Genomic DNA, 17,158 nt, shown 5'->3' with positions numbered 1-17,158 from the left:
ACGGTTTTCCAGGATATGGCCGACCTTGCCGAAGAAGTCCTGAAAGCCGCGAACACCATCGCCGTGGTGGGCCTGAGCCGCGATCCGGCGAAGGCCGCGCACTCGGTGCCGGCCGCGATGCAGGCCGCCGGGTTCCGGGTGATCCCGGTGCACCCCTCCGCCGACGAGCTCCTCGGCGAGAAGGTCTACCGCAGCCTTGCCGACATCCCCGAGCCGGTGGACATCGTCGACGTCTTCCGGCCCGCGCGCGAGGCGCCACAGGTGGCGGAGCAGGCCGTCGCGATCGGGGCCAAGACGCTGTGGCTGCAGCAGGGCATCGTCTCGGCGGAAGCCCGGCGCATCGCCGAGTCCGGCGGGCTGAACTACGTCGAGGACCGCTGCATCGCGGTCGTGCGCGCCCTCGCCCGGATCCGGAAGTGAGTCAGGCGCAGCGCGCGGTCAGCCCGCCGTCGACCGGCAGGCAGACCCCGTTGACGTAGGCCGCCTCGTCCGAGGCCAGGTACACCGCCGCCGCGGCCACGTCCCACGGGCTGCCCATCCGCCCCGTCGGGCTGGCCGCGTGCCGCCGCGCCAGCTCACCGGGGTCGGCCGCGATACCGCGCGTCACCAGCGGCGTCTCGATCAACCCCGGCAGGATCGCGTTGACCCGGATCCCGGCGGCCGCGTACCGCAGCGCCAGCGAGACCGTCAGCTGGTTCACCGCCGCCTTCGCCGCGCTGTAGGCCGGGTAGACGTAACCGGTGTCGCGGATCGCGGCGATCGACGAGACGTTCACGACCGCGCCGCCGCCTGCCGCGAGCATCCGCGGCACCACGTGCTTGCAGGTCAGAAACACCGGCCGCAGGTTCACCGCCAGCGCGGCGTCCCACTCCGCCAGTGACAGGTCCGCCACATCCCCGACCCGGGTCGCGCCCACGTTGTTGTGCAGCACCGACGGCGGCCCCAGCGCGGACGCCGCCTCGACGGCCGCGGCGACCTGCGCTTCGTCCGTGACGTCCGCGGTCAGCGCTACCGCTTCACCGCCCGCCGCCGTGATGGCCGCGGCCGTGCGCGTCGCCTCCGAGGCCCGGATGTCGATCGCCGCGACGCGCGCCCCCTCCCGCGCGAAGGCGAGCGCGGCCGCCTTGCCGTTGCTCATCCCGTCACCGCTGGAGCCCGCGCCGAAGACGAGCGCCACCTTGCCGGCCAGTCTCCCCATGCCCCGCAGTATCGGCACGCCACCGGCCCGCCCGGAACCGACGGACGTCGAAGACCATGCGGCGGCCGTTCCGAAAACCGGAGGAACGGCCTGGTGGATCATGGGGTCATGGTCGGGAGCGAACTGCAGCGGAGGGTCGACGCGCTCGCGGAGGATCTCGGCCGGTCGGTGGCGATCAACGACCCGTCGGTCCGGCTGCTGTGCGCGAGCAGGCACTTCGGCGACGAGGACGCCGTGCGGGTGCGGGCGATGCTGCAGCGCAGCGCGGGCAGTGAGGCGATCGGCCACATCCTGGCCCAGGGCGTGACCCGCTGGACCGGCCCCGGCGTCATCCCGCCCCGGCCCGACCTGGACATGCTCGCCCGCGTCAGCATGCCGCTGCGCTGGCGCGGCACCCTCCTCGGCCTGCTGATGGTGATCGACCCGGACGGCACCCTCACCGCCGCCGACCTGGACGCCATCAAGGCCGCTGCCGAGCCCATGGCCGCCCTGCTCTACCGGGACTTCCTGGTCGCCGACTCGGAACGCGCGGCCCGCGAGGAGACCCTGCGACGCCTGCTCAGCGCGGACCCGGCCGAGCGCACGGTCACGCACGACTTCCCGGACACGTCCACGGTCCTGATCGCCGAGGTCCTCTCGGGCGAATCCGCGCGGATCGAGGTGGCGCTGCGGACGGCGCTGGAGGCCGCGACCCGCGGCCGCGAACCGTCCTTCTACGTGCGCGGACGGCAGGGCGTGCTGCTCGGCGCCGCGGACGCCGTGGCGATCGTCAAGCAGGCCGAGGACGTCCTCGGCGCGGGCGCCCGCTGCGTCGCCGGCATCGGCACGTCCGCCGACGGCCAGGCGTGGATCGCCCGGGACCGCGCCGCCGTCGCCGTCCGCGCCGCCGCGACGCTGCCCCGCTTCGACGGCATCGCGCACTGGGACGACCTCGGCGCCTACGGCCTGCTCCTGCGCGTCCCCGCGCCGGCCAGGGCGCACCTGCCCGAACCGCTGCTCGCGCTGGTCGCCAAGGACCCGGGCGGACGGCTCGTGGAAACCCTCGCCGCCTACCTCGACCACGCCGGATCGAGCCTGGACACGGCCGCCGCGCTGCACATCCACCGCACGTCGCTGTACTACCGGCTGCACCGCATCGAGGAGATCACCGGACTCGACCTCGCCGACGGCGAGCACCGGCTCACCCTGCACCTCGGCCTGAAACTGCTCCCCCTGGTGCGCGACTGACCTGCCCATTTCGACAGGATGAGGAATCGCGGCCGGCAAAACCCGACCACCGTAGGTCGTCACCCGCCGGGGTTGCGCAGATACTCCCACCGGATCAACCGGCCCCGAAGGAGCAGCCGATGAGTACCGCCGCGCAGACGTCCGCCGCCCCGGTGTCGGCCTCGCGGATCGCGATCGCCAGTTTCATCGGCACGGCCATCGAGTTCTACGACTTCTACCTCTACGGCACTGCCGCGGCGCTGGTGTTCGGGCACCAGTTCTTCCCGACGTTCTCCCCGCTCGCCGGCACACTGGCCGCGTTCGCGACCTTCGGGGTCGGGTTCGTCGCGCGACCCGTCGGCGCGGTCGTGTTCGGGCACTTCGGCGACCGGATCGGGCGCAAGGCGATGCTCGTCGCGTCGCTGCTGGTCATGGGCACCGGCACAGTCGCGATCGGCGCGCTGCCCACCTACAGCGCGATCGGCATCGGCGCGCCGATCCTGCTCGTGCTGTGCCGGTTCCTGCAGGGCTTCGGGCTCGGCGGCGAGTGGGGTGGCGCGGTGCTGCTGGCCACCGAGTACGCGCCACGCAACCGGCGCGGCCTGTGGTCGAGCTTCCCGCAGATGGGGCCCGCGATCGGGTTCATCATCGCGGGCGGCGCGTTCCTGGTGCTGGGCGGGACGATGTCGCAGGAGTCGTTCGACGACTGGGGCTGGCGGATCCCGTTCCTGGCCAGCTCGCTGCTGATCGTCATCGGCTACTACATCCGGATGAAGATCGCCGAGACGCCGGTGTTCGAGCGCGCGATGGCCGAGCACGACAAGGCGAAGGTGCCGATCGTCGAGGTCCTGCGGCGGCAGCCGAAGACCCTGTTCCTCAGCACGTGCGCGTTCATCCTGGCGCACACGCTCTTCTACACGATCACCACGTTCTCGCTCTCCTACGGCACCACGGTGCTGGAGCTGGACAAGAACATGCTGCTGATCTGCGCCATGATCAGCGCGCTCGTGATGGGCCTGGCGACCCCGCTGCTCGCGATGTGGTCGGACCGGGTCGGCCGTCGCCGGGTGTGCCTCGGCGCCGCGGTGCTCGCGGTGGCCTGGGCGTTCCCGCTGTTCGCCCTGATCAACACGGGCAACCCGGTGCTGATCGCGCTCGCGATGGCCGTCGGGATGATCGCGTTCGCCGCGTTGTTCGCGCCGATGGGCGCGTTCCTGCCGGAGCTGTTCGCGACCCGCTACCGCTACACCGGGGCGTCGATCGCGTACAACGCCAGCGGCGTGATCGGCGGTGGCGTGAGCCCGATCCTGGCCACGCAACTCATCGCCGCGACGGGTTCGTCCCTGCCGGTTTCCGGGTACGTCGCCGGGATAGCGGTGATTTGCGCGGTGTGCGTCTGGTTCCTGCGCGAGACCCGGGGCAACGAACTCGAGTGAGATCGACGCGCGTTGTTCGCCCGGGCGTCGCCTGACGGTCGGCACCGCCACACGCGGAACGGACAAAGTGCGCACATGTCTGACATCACTCGAAGGGGCGCACTCGGCCTCGCCGGCGCGGGTGCGGTGACGTTGATGACCGCGAGCGGGGCGCAGGCCCAGCCCGGGGACGGCGCGGTGATCGGCCGCGCCGCCGGCGACACACTGCACGTGACCACGTTCAACATCCGCCTGGACACGAAGGCCGCGCCGGGCACGCCGGACTCGTGGACCGACCGGCGGCCGGTGCTCGCGCGGTTCCTGGAGATCGAGCAGCCGACTGTGCTGGGCATCCAGGAGGGCCTGTACCACCAGGTCAAGGAGATCGCGGCGGACCTGCCCAAGCACTACGAGTGGATCGGCCTCGGCCGCGAGGGCGGCGGGCGCGGCGAGTTCATGGCGATCTACTACGACACGCGCCGCGTCGAGCCGCTCGACTTCGACCACTTCTGGCTGTCCGACACGCCGTACGTGATCGGGTCGAAGTCGTGGGGCAACAACGTCGTCCGCATGGTGACCTGGGTCCGCTTCCGCGATGCCCGCACCGGCAAGGAGTTCGTGCACGTCAACACGCACTTCGACCACCAGTCGGAGAACGCGCGGCAGCGCAGCGCGGCCTTGGTGCGCGACCGGATCGCCGGCTTCGACCCGGCGCTGCCGGTGGTGCTGACAGGCGACTTCAACACGCCGGCCGACTCGGTGTCGTACCGGACGCTGATCGAGGGCGGCCTGTCCGACACCTGGCGCACGGCGGCCAAGCAGCTCACGCCGGAGTGGGGCACGTTCCCGAACTACCGCGACCCGGTGCTCGGCGCGAACCGCATCGACTGGGTGCTGGCGAACCCGCGGGTGTCGGTCCTGGCGGCGGCGATCAACACGTTCCGCGTCGACGGCCGCTACCCGTCCGACCACGTGCCGGTGCAGGCGCTGGTGCGGCTGGTCTGAAAAAAGTCCGGCCGCGGTGTCCAGCGCGGTGGGAGGCTGTTCGTCCTTATCGTGAACACCGGCGACCGGCGCCGGTGCCCACACGGGAGGAGCAGCCATGCCCACCTATGCCGCCCTGCTGTACGCCGCGGACGTCGACTGGTCGCAGCCGGAGTACGCGGAGACGATCAAGGAGTACCGGGAGTTCGGCGAAGCCGCCGCAGCCGTGATCAGAGGCGGGAAAGCCCTGTACCCGACCTCGACCGCGACCACCGTGCGGGTGTCCGGCGGGAAGGGCGGCGAGATCCTGACCAGCGACGGCCCCTACGTCGAGACGAAGGAGGCCCTCACCGGCTTCTACCTGCTCGAGTGCGCCGACCTCGACGAGGCGGTGAAGCTCGCCGCGCAGCTCCCGGCGGCCTGGGACGGCGTCGTGGAGGTCCGCCCGGTGATCGAGTTCTGACCGTGGAGGCCGGTGACGCGGTCGCGCGGCTGGTGCGGGACGAGGGGACCCGCGTGCTGGCCACGCTGATCCGCGTCACCGGCAGCGTCGGCCTCGCCGAGGACGCGGTGCAGGACGCCGTCATGCGGGCGCTGGAGACCTGGCCGCGCGACGGCGTGCCGGACAACCCGCGTGGCTGGCTGCTGGTCACCGCGAAGCGGCGGGCCGTGGACCTGTTACGCCGCGAGGCCGCGCGATCCGGGAAGGAGGCGGCGGCGATGCCGTTCGTCGAACCGGAACCGGCCGAGGTGGTCGCGGACGACCTGTTGCGGCTCGTGTTCACCTGCTGCCACCCGGCGTTGTCGCTGGAGGCTCAGGTGGCGCTCGCCTTGCGGACGCTCGGCGGGTTGTCGACCGCCGAGGTCGCGCGGGCGCTGCTGGTGCCCGAGGCCACGATGGCGAAGCGCCTGACGCGGGCGAAGCAGAAGATCGCGCGGGCGCGGATCCCGTACCGCGTGCCGGAGGCGGCCGAGCTGCCGGACCGGCTGACGGCGGTCGCCGCGACGGTGTACCTGATCTTCAACGAGGGTTACGCCGCCGCGGCGGGCGCCGACCTGGTGCGCGCCGAGCTGACCGCGGAGGCGATCCGGCTCGCGCGGCTGCTGGCTTCGCAGATGCCCGACGAGCCGACGGTGCTGGGGCTGCTCGCGTTGCTGCTGCTGCAGAACTCCCGTCGCGACGCGCGGGTGGACGCCGACGGGGTCCCGGTGCTGCTGCCGGATCAGGACCGGTCGCGGTGGGACCGCTCCGCGATCAAGGAGGGCGTGTCGCTGGTGGGCCGCGGCCTGCGGCGCGCGGTGGAACCGGACCGGTACGTCGTCCAGGCCGCGATCGCCGCCTGCCACGCGCTGGCGCCGTCCTACGCCGGGACGGACTGGGACGCCGTGATCTCCTGGTACGACGTGTTGCTGCGCATCTCCGGCACGCCGGTGGTCCGCCTGAACCGCGCGGTTGCGGTGGCCGAGCGGGACGGCCCGGCGGCCGGTCTGGCGTTGGTGGACGCGATCCCCGGACTGACTTCGTACCCGTGGTGGCACGCGACCCGCGCCGAACTGCTGCACCGGCTGGGCGCGGCAGCCGAGGCGCGGACCGCGTACCGGCAAGCGCTGGCGCTCGGGATGAGCGAACCGCAGGCCGCCCACCTGCGCCTGCGCCTCGCCGAACTGGGCTGAGGCGTTGCGGTGCTCAGCCTGCCGTCTCGCGTGGCGCCATCTCCGAGATGATGCCCAGCTGCTGCAACGCGCCGAGCATGTCGTAGTTGACCCACATCTCCACGATCCGGTCGTCGGCCCACTTGGCGCACATCATGCCGGTCATCACGTACGTCTTGCCGGTCGCGGGCAGGCCGCGGAACTCCGCCCGCGAGGTGCCGCCCATCGTGAACCGCACCGCGCACAGGTCGCCGTCGACGAGCACGTCGTGGATGTCCATGTGCAGGTCCGGGTTGGCGGTGCGCAGGTCGCCGACCTGGCGCTGGAACCCGGCGACGCCGTCCACCTCGAAGCTCGGGTCGTGGAACGTGCAGTGCGGCGCGCACAGCTCTTCGCAGGCGTCGAGCTCGCCCTGGTTCCACATCAGGTCCAGCACCCGGCGCAACCGTTCGCGCCGCTCGTCGGAAGTCATGAGGTGCCTCCTTCCGGCCGCGCCGGGGCGGGCGGCGCCCGCTGACTACTGCCGCGGCCGCGATCCGCAGTGGACACCCGGCGCGCGCGACGCGGACAGAGGCTTAGGGCTCTTTATCGCGCGGCGCGGACGCGGCGGCCGTAGGGCGAGCGGCGGTGGCCGATGCGGTGCACGGCCAGTGCGAGGAGGCCGAGGCTGAGGGCGGCGAGCACGACGTAGCTGAGCGTCGTGCCGATGCCGTCCCACGCGGCGTGCAGCGCCACGGCGACGACGAACGTCGCCGCGAAGCGGCCCATCCAGCGGGACCGCCCGCGGTGCCGGACGGCGGCCCACAACGCGGCGGCGGTCAGCCCGGTCCACGCCATGTGGGTGGCCGGGCTGAGCACGCCGCGGATCAGCAGCGTCTGGTCGACGGCGCTGATGTCGCCCTGGGATTTGAGGAACGCGACGAGGGCGTAGCCCATCGTTTCGAGCGCCGCGAAGCCCGCCCCGGACGCGACGCCGAGCAGGAGCCCGGTCGCCGCGCGGCGGTCGCGGACGACCACGAGGACCACGGCGGGCGCGATGAGCTTCGCGGTCTCCTCGATGACGCCGACCCCGGCCATCTGGAACGGACCGAGGTCCTTGAGGACGTCGTACTCCAGCGCCCCGGCCGTGACGACGCCGACGACGCCCCCGACCACCGCGACGAGCCCGACGAGCACCGGATCGACCCCGAAGGAGAGCCGGCGCCCCCACACGAAGACGACGAAGGTGGCCGGCCCGACGACCGCGCCGAGCAGGATCAGGGAGGGCACCAGGTTGGGGTTCTCGGTGGCCAGCACAACCCGCCGGACGAGCTCGAACAACCCGAGCCCCACGACGAGCACGAGTACCCACGCCCACCGCCAGGTCACCTTCCAAGTCGCGGTCCGCGTCCGCATGGCACCTCCGCTCAGGCCGGTGACCAGAAATCGGCCCGACGCCAGGCGGCGTTACCCGGTCGGCGCTTCCGCCCGCTCCCCGGCGCGTGCGGCCCGCTGCCGTGCCTCCGCCATCCGGCGTTCGGCGAGCCGGTCGGCCGCGGCGGCGGGCGGCAGGCCATCCTCGTCGGCCAGTTCCAGCACGTACCGCGTCGCGTCGAAGATCTTCGCGGCCCGGCGCTTCGCGCGCTGGAAGGTGAACCCGTGCAGCTCGTCCGCCACCTGGATCACGCCGCCCGCGTTCACCACGTAGTCCGGCGCGTACAGCACTCCCCGGTCGTGCAGCTCCTTCGCGATGCCCGGTTCGGCGAGCTGGTTGTTGGCGGCGCCGCAGACGATTTCGGCACCGAGCAGACCCACCGCGGTCTCGTCCAGCACCCCGCCCAACGCGCACGGCGCGAAGATGTCCGTCTTCTTGCGCATGAGCGACCGCCCGTCCACCGCGGCGCGGATTTCCGGGCGGGCCAGGCGGAGACGCCGCACGGCCTCCTCGTCGATGTCGTGGGCGACCACTCGGGCCCCCTGCTCGACGAGGAGTTTGGCGAGCAGCGATCCGACCTTGCCGACTCCCGAGACCGCGATCCGGAGCCCCTTGACCGACGGGGTGCCCCACCGGTACTCGGCGCACGCGAGCATCGCCCGGTAGACCCCGAAGGCCGTCAGCACCGAGGAGTCCCCGGCTCCACCGTCGGCCCGCGAACGGCCGAGGACGAACTGCGATTCCCGCGACGCGACATCCATGTCCCGCACCGTGGTGCCGACATCGCAGGCGGTGATGTACGTGCCGTGCAACCTTTCCACGAATCGGCCGTAAGACCGCAACAGCGCGTCGGACTTGTCCACCAGCGGATCGCCGATGATCACCGCCTTGCCGCCGCCGTGGGGCAGTCCGGCCACGGCGTTCTTGTAGCTCATGCCCTTGGCCAACTCGAGGACGTCGGCCAGCGCGGCCTCCTCCGACGGGTACGGGTGGAACCGGGTTCCCCCCATCGCCGGTCCGAGCGCCGTGGAGTGGATGGCGATGATCGCACGCAGCCCCGACTCGCTGTCCTGGCAGAACACCACCTGCTCGTGTCCCGACTGCCGGTCGAACACGCCCTGCTGCATCGAACCTCCCCGGCTAGCAACCGGCCTGCGCCAGCAGCCGCCTGGCCCGGTCGATGATCGGCTTCCCGACGATCTGGTTGTCCACCGCCTTGATCGAGCCGCCGCTGTCCGCGGCCGCGAGGACCCGGCGAGCCCACTCGACCGCCTCCGGCGAGGGCGTGAACACCGCGTTGACCACGTCGACCTGCCTGGGGTGCAGGCAGACCTTGCCGGTGAAGCCCAGCTCCGCCGCATGCGTCGCATCGGCAGTGATCGCGTCGCGGTCGGTGAGGTCGAGCGTCGCGCCGTCGATCGGGGGCACGATCCCGGCGGCCGCCGAACCGAGCACGACCTGGGCGCGTGCGTGGACCAGCGAGGCCTGGTGCGCGGGGTCCAGCCCCAGTTCGCTGCCGAGGTCGGCGTTGCCGAACGCAGCGCGCACGACGCCGGGAACCGAGCAGATCGCCTGGGCGTTGAGCACGCCCGCCGCGGTCTCCAGGATCGCGATCACGCACGAACCCGGCGCGAGCGCCCGCACCACGTCGACCACCTCGGCGGGACGGGTGATCTTCGGCAGCATCACGGCGGCAGGCCGCTCCGCGAGCATCGCGACGTCGTCCTCGTACCAGCACGTGCCCGCGTCGTTGATCCGGACGATGCCGTGTCCGCCACCGGCGAGCCACTCGGCGACGTTCTTGCGCGCGACGGGCTTCTCGTCCGGACCGACCGCGTCCTCGAGGTCGAGGACGATGGTGTCGGCGGTCGTCGCGGCCGCCTTGTCGAAGCGGTCCGGCCGGTGGCCGGGCACGAACAGCACCGATCGCGCCCGCGCAAGGGATTCGGACATCGCCGTCATCACAACCTCCGTCGGGTTTTTCGTGGACACCGAAGAATGTCACCGGGAGATTTCGCCGGGACATGGAGCCGAGTTTCGTTCCACTGACCGCACGCCTGTTTACGCAGCTCGACGCCACCTCGACGGAGACAGTGAATTCAGCCGGACCATTCCGATGAATTGTCGGAACAATTGCCGCAAGCGGTCACCGGAACCGATTTCAACCGACCGTCCGGCGCCCGGGCTCCGACGGCGGCTTGTCCAGCCACGCGCAGTCCGCCTACCATGGTTTCACCAGACGGTATGATCGGTTCATAGAACGGTTCGAAGGGTTGCGGATGAACGGGCAGCAGGGCAGGGACTTCGACCGGATCGCCTCCGCGCGCACCATCTTGTTCGTCCCCGGCGACCGTCCCGACCGGTTCGGCAAGGCCGCGACCAGCGGCGCCGACGGCATCGTGCTCGATCTGGAGGACGCCGTCGCGCCCAGCCGCAAGGACGAGGCCAGGGAGAACGTGCGGCAGTGGCGTGCCGCAGGCGGGCCGGGGCTGGTGCGTGTCAACGACGCGACCAGCCCGTGGTACGAGGACGACGTCGCCGCTCTCAAGGACGGGCCGTGCTCCGTCCTGCTGCCGAAGGCGACGGGGCCGACGCAGGTCCAGGACCTGATCGACCGTCTGCCGGAGGGTTCCTGTGTGGTCCCGACCCTGGAGACGGCGGCGGGCGTCCTGGAAGCGCGGGCGATCTGCGCCGCGCCGGGAGTCGTCCGCGTCGCCTTCGGCAACGGGGATCTCGCGCAGGAACTCGGCGTCGACCACGGCGATCTCCTCGCGCTCGCGCACGCCCGTTCCGCCGTCGTCCTCGCGTCGGCCGCGGCGGGAATCGCTCCGCCGCTCGACGGCGTGACCATCGCCATCCGCGACGAGCAGAAGCTGGTCGAGGACACCCGGCACGCCGCACGGCTCGGATTCACCGGCCGGATGTGCATTCACCCGGCCCAGATCTCGGTCATCCACGAGGTTCTCGCTCCGACCGAAGAGGCCCGCGCGTGGGCGCGCGCCGTGCTCGACTCGGCCACCGACGGCGCGAGCACGGATGTGCACGGGAACATGATCGACAAGCCGATCATCGAACGGGCTCGCCGCGTGCTCGAACACGGCTGAGCCACTCCTCGCTCCCGGCTTGCCCCGGTCGCCTCCGTACGGCATCTTTACGGTCGGCGCGCCGGGAAGTCTGGTCGGCACACCCGTCCTGAGCAGGGCCGGGTGAACGGTCGACGGCAGGAGTGGCGCGGTGGTGCTCGTCAGGATCCCGGCAAGAACCGGTGACCGCCGCGAGATCGTCGTACGCTGCGGGCATGCACGCGTCGGAGATGGCCGAGGACTTTCCGGTCGTCGCGTCGGATTCGGACGCTCTCGATGCGGCCCGCCTGCTGGCCGCGAACCGGCTACCCGGCCTGGTCGTCACCGATCCGCGCGGCCGTCCGGTGGCGGTGCTGCCCGCGTCGCAGGTGGTGCGGTTGCTGGTGCCGCAGTACGTCCAGGACGACCCGTCGCTCGCCGGCGTGCTGTCGGAGTCGATGGCCGACCGCGTGGCGGAGAAGCTGCACGGCAAGACCGTCCGTGCCCTGCTGCCCGAGGACCGGCCGGAGCTGCCCGTGGTCAAGACCGACGACACGATCGTGGAGGTCGCCGCCGCGATGGCGCGGCTGCGCTCCCCGCTGGTGGCCGTGGTGGACGGCGACGGGATCACCGGGGTGATCACCGCGTCCCGGCTGCTGGAGCTGGCGCTGCGGTAGGCGGTGCGCGGTGACCGTGCTCGCGATCGTCGTGTTCGCGGTCGCCTACCTGCTGATCGCGACCGATCGCGTCCCGAAGGCGGCCGCCGCGCTGGGCGGGGCGGGGATCGTGCTGGCGGCTGGCGTGGTCGGCTCGGACGAGGCGTTCTACTCGCACGACACCGGCATCGACTGGGACGTCGTGTTCCTGCTGCTCGGCATGATGATCATCGTCGGGATCCTGCGCCGCACCGGGGTCTTCGAGTTCACCGCGATCTGGGCGGCCAAGCGCGCGAAGGGCTCGCCGCTGCGGGTGATGGTCCTGCTGGTCCTGCTGACGGCGACGGCGTCGGCGTTCCTGGACAACGTCACGACGGTCCTGCTGATCGCACCGGTGACGCTGCTGGTGTGCGACCGGCTCGGGATCAGCCCGGTGCCGTTCCTGATCGCCGAGGTGTTCGCGTCGAACATCGGCGGCACCGCGACGCTGATCGGCGATCCGCCGAACATCATCATCGGCAGCCGCGCCGGCCTGACCTTCAACGACTTCCTCGTCCACCTGACGCCGATCGTGGTCGTCGAGGTCGCCGTGTTCGCGCTGGTGCTGCGCCGGCTGTTCCGCGGCGCGTTCGACGCGGATCCGGCGCGCATCGCCGAGGTGATGACCCTCGACGAGCGCGAAGCCATCCGAGACAAGCGGTTGCTGGTGAAGTGCGGCGTTGTGCTGGCGCTGGTGTTCACCGGGTTCATCGGGCATTCGGTGTTCCACTTGGACCCGTCGGTCGTGGCACTGCTCGGCGCCGGGGTCCTCGTGCTCGTGTCGGGCACCCGCCCGCGGGACTACCTGGCCGCGGTCGAATGGGAGACGCTGCTGTTCTTCGCGGGTCTGTTCATCATGATCGGCGCGCTCGTGCACACCGGGTTGATCAGCCACCTGGCGCGGCTCGCGGCGGACGCGACCGGCGGGAACGCGCTGCTGGCCGTGATGCTGATCCTGGTGGTCTCCGCGGTGCTCTCCGGTTTCATCGACAACATCCCCTACGTGGCGACGATGAGCCCGCTCGTGGTGGGCCTCGTGGCCGACTTGCCGGACCCCGGCGAGGCCCAAGCGCTGTGGTGGGCGCTGGCCCTGGGAGCCGACTTCGGCGGCAACCTCACGGCGATCGGCGCCAGCGCGAACGTGGTGATGCTGGGAGTCGCCGCGCGCGCCGGCACGCCGATCTCGTTCTGGGAATTCACCCGGAAGGGCGCGGTGGTCACGCTGATGACCATCGCGCTGGCGGCGCCGTACCTGTGGCTGCGCTACTTCGTGCTGGCGTGAGCCCACGACGCCGAGCCTGCGCGGACCACGTCAGAGAAGACCTGACGGATCAATACGCGGTGGAGACCGACGAAGAAATCCGCATTTTCATCGACGGCGAAGACATCGGCTGGGTCCAGGATTTGCGTGGAGACGCTCGACATCGCCGTCGGCAGGACGGCGTTCTTCATCCCGACCCGGACGAGGTCATCCGCGCTGGTCGCGACAGCCAGCAGTGGATGGAGGGCATCCACCGCCTCGTGCGCAGGCTCATGGACGCGCAGAAACGAGTCGAAGAGAAGCTCCCGCGAATCCTCTCCGGAGAAATCGAGCGCGCCACTGAAACACCGGCCGACCCCGCCGCCCACGGTCTCGATTCGGACGATGTTCCCGACGCTCCCGGTCTGCTCGAACTGGTCGAGAACCTGACGCCGGCACTGGAACGCACAGCCATGACGCTCCAGGAGGCGGTAACGGATTTCACCGCCGTCTCGGTGCTGCTCGGCGAATACGGCGCACGAGCAGGCGAACAGGGGAACGACCCGGCGGCGTACAAAGCGACCATCCTCAAGATGGCCGAGGTGATCACCGAGCCGGCGCGGAAACTGGAAAGAAGCGCGAGCAACGCCCAGCGGGACATCGCCGAAACCGACAAGTTGATCCGCGAGGTGAAGAACGTGCTCGATCAGACCGTCCAATCCCCCGTTCTCGACGAGCTACGGGCCGGTTTCCGCAAAGCACTCGGCGAGGTCGGCGACATCGACAAGGTCGCGGGCCTGATGGACGACCTCGCCCGTCAGGTCGCCGGCGCGGAGAGCATCAGCCTGATCCTGAAGAACGCGGTTCGCCCGGCCCGCCGAGCGGTCCTCATGCTTCGCGACGCCGCCAGGATGGCCGCCTCGTGGGGGACGGTGATCTGAGCCCCGCCGGCAACGAACCAGAGGTGTTTCCCACCACAGGGAACACCCCGGCCCGCGCGAAGAGCCGACTAGGGGGCTCGAACCCCTGACCTGCTGTTTACAAGACAGCTGCTCTACCAGCTGAGCTAAGTCGGCCTGATCGGGGGTCATCCTAGCAACCGCTGCCGGGCCCCCCGGATTCGTGGATGATCGGCGAAGTGGCGCACGCCACGGTTGCCCCTTTGCAACGACCGGCGTGATCCAGGCGATGGGCACCCGGGAGGCCAATCAAGGAGGTGACGGCCGTATGAACAGCACCCAGCGCGTCCGGGGCCCGGTGACCCGCAGACGCGGCTGGCACATCCTCGAAGCGCCGGAGGACCCGGGCGTCGAGAAGGCGAACCGGCGGCGGCGGGCGACCGAGCCGCGTCGCCGGGCCTGGCACATCCTGGAAGCGCCGACCGGTGAGCAGCCGGCGCCGGACGCGACCACCGAACTCGGTCCCGCCCTGCCGGACGAGGCGACGGTCAACTTCGTCCTCGACCTGGTCCTCCGGATCGGCGAGGTGCAGATGGCCAGCGGCGCCGGCGCCTCCGACGTGACCGCGACGATCCTGTCGCTCACCGCGGCCTTCGGTCTCCCGCACTGCGAGGTGGACGTCATCTTCACGTCCATCACCGTCACCTGCCACCGGGGCACCGACGCGAACCCGATCACGGCCCTGCGCGTCGTCCGCTCGCGCAGCCTCGACTACACGCGCCTGTCGCAGACGGAGATGCTGGTCCAGCAGATCCTGCGCGGCAACCTCAGCGCGGAAGAGGCCTACACCGAGCTGCACAAGATCACCACCGCGCCGCACCCGTACCCGCGCTGGTTCGCCACGCTGGCCTGGGGCGGCATGGCCTTCTTCATCACCCTGCTGCTCAGCGGCACCCTGGACGTCGCGGTCGGCGCGCTGATCATCTCCGCCCTCATCGACCGGCTCGGGCGCCTCCTCAACCGCGTCGCGCTGCCGTTCTTCTTCCAGCAGGCCGTCGGCGGGCTGGTCGCGACGGGGCTGGCCACCTTCGCCGTCAACACCGGACTCGTGCCGACCCGGTTCTCCACGCTGGTCGCCGCCGCGGCGATCACCGTGCTCCTCTCCGGTCTGTCCACGGTGTCCGCGGTGCAGGACGCGATCACCGGCTACAACGTGACCGCCGCGGGCCGCACGATGGAAACGATCCTGATGTCCGCCGGCCTGATCACCGGCGTCGCGCTCGCGCTGAACATCGCCAAGGCGCTCGGCTTCACCCCGGCCGAACCGGTGCTGCCCGCGCAGACCGCCGACAGCCTGCTGGTGATCGTGCCGGCGGGCGCGGCCGCGGCCGCCTGCTTCGCCGTCGCCTCCTACTCGACGTTGCGGTCGATGCTCGTGGCCGCCGCCGCGGGCGCGATCGGCGCCGGCGTCTATGGCGCGCTGGTGATCGTCGGCCGGTTCGACGTCATCACGTCCTCCGCCGTCGCGGCCGTCGTGATCGGCTTCTCCGGCGGCGTTCTGGCCCGCCGCCTGAAGGTGACGCCGCTGGTCGTGGCGGTGTCGGGAATCACGCCCCTGCTGCCAGGTCTGTCCACGTACCGTGGCCTGTATGAGCTGGCCACGCAGAGCAACGGCAACCTCTCCACGCTGATCAAAGCCGCGGCGATCGGGCTTGCGCTGGCCGCAGGCGTGGTACTCGGGGAGTACCTCGCGCAGCCGGTCCGCACCGGTCTCGGCCGGCTCGAACGGAAGCTCGCCGGCCCCCGGATGGCGGGTCCGCTGCGGACGACCGACCGGCGACTGGAGTAGCCGCTGGTGGGCCACCGCGCGGTGGATCTTGGTTCGCCGTCGCGAGGTAGTGTTCGAGCGGACGACAAGGGAGCATGGCCACGTGAGCGAACCAGGGATCGGCACGGCTTCGGCGGACTTCGTCGTGGTCGCCAACCGGCTGCCCGTCGACCTCGAACGGACGGCCGACGGCAACCAGCGCTGGACCGCGAGTCCGGGCGGCTTGGTGTCGGCGCTGGAGCCGTTCCTGCGTTCGCGCAAGGGCGCGTGGGTGGGCTGGCCGGGCGTGCCGGGTGTCGACGTCGACCCGTTCAGCGACGAAGGCATGGTCCTCTACCCCGTCTCGCTGTCCACCGAAGAGGTCCGCGACTACTACGAGGGTTTCTCCAACGCCACGCTGTGGCCGCTCTACCACGACGTGGTCGCGCCGCCGGTGTTCGACCGCGGCTGGTGGGAGAGCTACGTGCAGGTCAACCGCCGCTTCGCCGAGGCCAGCGCGCAGGTCTCGGCCGAAGGCGCCACCGTGTGGGTGCAGGACTACCAGCTGCAGCTGGTGCCGAGCATGCTCCGCGAGCTGCGCCCCGACCTGCGCATCGGCTTCTTCCTGCACATCCCGTTCCCGCCGGTGGAGCTGTTCATGCAGCTCCCGTGGCGCGCGGAGATCGTGCGCGGCCTGATCGGCGCCGACCTGGTCGGCTTCCACCGGCCCGGCGGCGCGCAGAACTTCCTGTGGCTGGCCCGCACGCTGCTCGGTCTGGAGCCCAGCCGCGGCGCGGTCGGGGTCCGGTCCCGGCCGGGCATGATGCAGGTCGGCAACCGCACGGTCCGGGTCGGGGCGTTCCCGATCTCGATCGACGCGGCCGGCCTGGACACGCTCGCCCGCACCAAGGAGGTCGCGGAGCGGGCCGCGCAGATCCGCCGCGACCTGGGCAACCCGAAGACCGTCCTGCTCGGGGTCGACCGCCTGGACTACACCAAGGGCATCGACCTGCGGCTGCAGGCGCTGCACGAGCTGCTCCAGGAGGGCCGGGTCCAGCCCGAGGACGTCACCTTCGTCCAGCTGGCCACCCCGAGCCGGGAACGCGTCGAGCACTACCAGCGGATGCGCACCGAGATCGAGCAGATGGTGGGCCGCATCAACGGTGAGTTCGCCCGCGTCGGTCACCCGGTGGTGCACTACCTGCACCAGTCGGTCGACCGCAAGGAGCTGGCCGCGTTCTACAGTGCGGCCGACGTCATGGTCGTCACCCCACTACGCGATGGGATGAATCTCGTCTGTAAGGAGTACGTCGCGTGCCGTCACGATCTCGGCGGCTCGCTCGTGCTGTCCGAGTTCGCCGGCGCCGCCGCCGAGCTGACCAGCGCTTTTCTCGTCAACCCGCATGATCTCGACGGGGTTAAGAACGCGTTGGAGGCGGCCATTACGCTCGACCCTGCCGAGGGCAGACGCCGGATGCGCGCGTTGCGGCGTCAGGTCCTCACCCACGACGTCGACAGGTGGGCACGGTCGTTCCTCGAGGCACTCGGGTCCGAACCGGCCGCCTGAGTGGCCCACCTGCAGCTA

General features: G+C 71.1%; 17 protein-coding genes and 1 tRNA gene. 12 read left to right on the top strand and 6 right to left on the bottom strand.

Annotated elements, in window-relative coordinates; genetic code table 11:
• Positions 1-15: 15 nt before the first annotated feature.
• Positions 16-420: a CoA-binding protein gene (locus tag ACCP09_RS25890; RefSeq protein WP_378333430.1), complete on the top strand. Its 405-nt coding sequence runs from the start codon at positions 16-18 to the stop codon at positions 418-420.
• A gap of 1 nt (position 421) precedes the next feature.
• Here the strand turns inward: ACCP09_RS25890 and ACCP09_RS25885 are convergent, their stop codons facing one another.
• A complete protein-coding gene (locus tag ACCP09_RS25885) occupies positions 422-1,198 on the bottom strand; it encodes an SDR family NAD(P)-dependent oxidoreductase (RefSeq protein ID WP_433751039.1) in 777 nt (258 codons plus the stop codon).
• 108 nt (positions 1,199-1,306) lie between these two features.
• Here ACCP09_RS25885 and ACCP09_RS25880 point away from each other — a divergent pair, with 108 nt between their 5' ends.
• The 5 genes from ACCP09_RS25880 to ACCP09_RS25860 all read left to right on the top strand — a co-directional run bounded on the left by ACCP09_RS25880 (position 1,307) and on the right by ACCP09_RS25860 (position 6,477).
• Positions 1,307-2,425, top strand: a complete 1,119-nt coding sequence (locus ACCP09_RS25880) for a PucR family transcriptional regulator (protein ID WP_433751036.1) — start codon at positions 1,307-1,309, stop codon at positions 2,423-2,425.
• A gap of 119 nt (positions 2,426-2,544) precedes the next feature.
• Positions 2,545-3,840, top strand: coding sequence for an MFS transporter (locus ACCP09_RS25875; protein WP_123684673.1), 1,296 nt, complete (start codon positions 2,545-2,547; stop codon positions 3,838-3,840).
• A gap of 75 nt (positions 3,841-3,915) precedes the next feature.
• Positions 3,916-4,824, top strand: a complete 909-nt coding sequence (locus ACCP09_RS25870; protein WP_400983882.1) for an endonuclease/exonuclease/phosphatase family protein — start codon at positions 3,916-3,918, stop codon at positions 4,822-4,824.
• Between the two features lie 97 nt (positions 4,825-4,921).
• Positions 4,922-5,266 (top strand): YciI family protein, encoded by a 345-nt coding sequence (locus tag ACCP09_RS25865; protein ID WP_020417026.1) that lies wholly within the window; start codon positions 4,922-4,924, stop codon positions 5,264-5,266.
• A gap of 2 nt (positions 5,267-5,268) precedes the next feature.
• Positions 5,269-6,477, top strand: a complete 1,209-nt coding sequence (locus tag ACCP09_RS25860; protein ID WP_433751031.1) for an RNA polymerase sigma factor — start codon at positions 5,269-5,271, stop codon at positions 6,475-6,477.
• Positions 6,478-6,490: 13 nt separating this feature from the next.
• On the opposite strand, the gene ACCP09_RS25855 is transcribed toward ACCP09_RS25860, so the two are convergent.
• The 4 genes from ACCP09_RS25855 to ACCP09_RS25840 all read right to left on the bottom strand — a co-directional run bounded on the left by ACCP09_RS25855 (position 6,491) and on the right by ACCP09_RS25840 (position 9,823).
• The gene (locus tag ACCP09_RS25855; protein ID WP_017985363.1) at positions 6,491-6,928 is read right to left on the bottom strand and encodes an ester cyclase; all 438 of its coding nucleotides are present in this window, start codon (positions 6,926-6,928) and stop codon (positions 6,491-6,493) included.
• Positions 6,929-7,041: 113 nt separating this feature from the next.
• Positions 7,042-7,851 carry a PrsW family intramembrane metalloprotease gene (locus ACCP09_RS25850; RefSeq protein WP_037322836.1) on the bottom strand — a complete coding sequence of 270 codons (810 nt, stop codon included), beginning with the start codon at positions 7,849-7,851 and terminating at the stop codon, positions 7,042-7,044.
• 51 nt (positions 7,852-7,902) lie between these two features.
• A complete protein-coding gene (locus tag ACCP09_RS25845; protein WP_433751026.1) occupies positions 7,903-8,997 on the bottom strand; it encodes a Glu/Leu/Phe/Val family dehydrogenase in 1,095 nt (364 codons plus the stop codon).
• Positions 8,998-9,010: 13 nt separating this feature from the next.
• Positions 9,011-9,823, bottom strand: a complete 813-nt coding sequence (locus ACCP09_RS25840; RefSeq protein WP_433751024.1) for an HpcH/HpaI aldolase/citrate lyase family protein — start codon at positions 9,821-9,823, stop codon at positions 9,011-9,013.
• Between the two features lie 326 nt (positions 9,824-10,149).
• Here ACCP09_RS25840 and ACCP09_RS25835 point away from each other — a divergent pair, with 326 nt between their 5' ends.
• The 4 genes from ACCP09_RS25835 (at position 10,150) to ACCP09_RS25820 (ending at position 13,808) form a co-directional block, all read left to right on the top strand.
• A complete protein-coding gene (locus ACCP09_RS25835) occupies positions 10,150-10,974 on the top strand; it encodes an HpcH/HpaI aldolase/citrate lyase family protein (RefSeq protein WP_433751021.1) in 825 nt (274 codons plus the stop codon).
• 194 nt (positions 10,975-11,168) lie between these two features.
• Positions 11,169-11,609 carry a CBS domain-containing protein gene (locus ACCP09_RS25830; protein WP_027933676.1) on the top strand — a complete coding sequence of 147 codons (441 nt, stop codon included), beginning with the start codon at positions 11,169-11,171 and terminating at the stop codon, positions 11,607-11,609.
• A 10-nt stretch (positions 11,610-11,619) separates the two neighbouring features.
• Complete coding sequence (locus ACCP09_RS25825) at positions 11,620-12,909, top strand: SLC13 family permease (protein ID WP_433751018.1); 1,290 nt, start codon at positions 11,620-11,622, stop codon at positions 12,907-12,909.
• Positions 12,910-12,968: 59 nt separating this feature from the next.
• Positions 12,969-13,808: a hypothetical protein gene (locus ACCP09_RS25820; RefSeq protein ID WP_433751015.1), complete on the top strand. Its 840-nt coding sequence runs from the start codon at positions 12,969-12,971 to the stop codon at positions 13,806-13,808.
• 62 nt (positions 13,809-13,870) lie between these two features.
• Here the strand turns inward: ACCP09_RS25820 and ACCP09_RS25815 are convergent.
• Positions 13,871-13,943: transfer RNA gene (locus ACCP09_RS25815), tRNA-Thr, on the bottom strand.
• 151 nt (positions 13,944-14,094) lie between these two features.
• Between ACCP09_RS25815 and ACCP09_RS25810 the strand changes: the two genes are divergently transcribed.
• Complete coding sequence (locus ACCP09_RS25810) at positions 14,095-15,615, top strand: threonine/serine ThrE exporter family protein (RefSeq protein ID WP_027933674.1); 1,521 nt, start codon at positions 14,095-14,097, stop codon at positions 15,613-15,615.
• Between the two features lie 82 nt (positions 15,616-15,697).
• Positions 15,698-17,140, top strand: a complete 1,443-nt coding sequence (locus tag ACCP09_RS25805) for an alpha,alpha-trehalose-phosphate synthase (UDP-forming) (protein ID WP_017985373.1) — start codon at positions 15,698-15,700, stop codon at positions 17,138-17,140.
• The last annotated feature ends 18 nt before the right edge of the window (positions 17,141-17,158 follow it).

The sequence above is a fragment of the Amycolatopsis sp. 3B14 genome (assembly GCF_050958625.1).
GTDB classification, from domain to species: Bacteria; Actinomycetota; Actinomycetes; order Mycobacteriales; family Pseudonocardiaceae; genus Amycolatopsis_E; species Amycolatopsis_E thermoflava.
The sequence above is the reverse complement of the archived record's forward strand: the minus strand, read 5'-3'. Positions and strand labels throughout refer to the sequence as shown.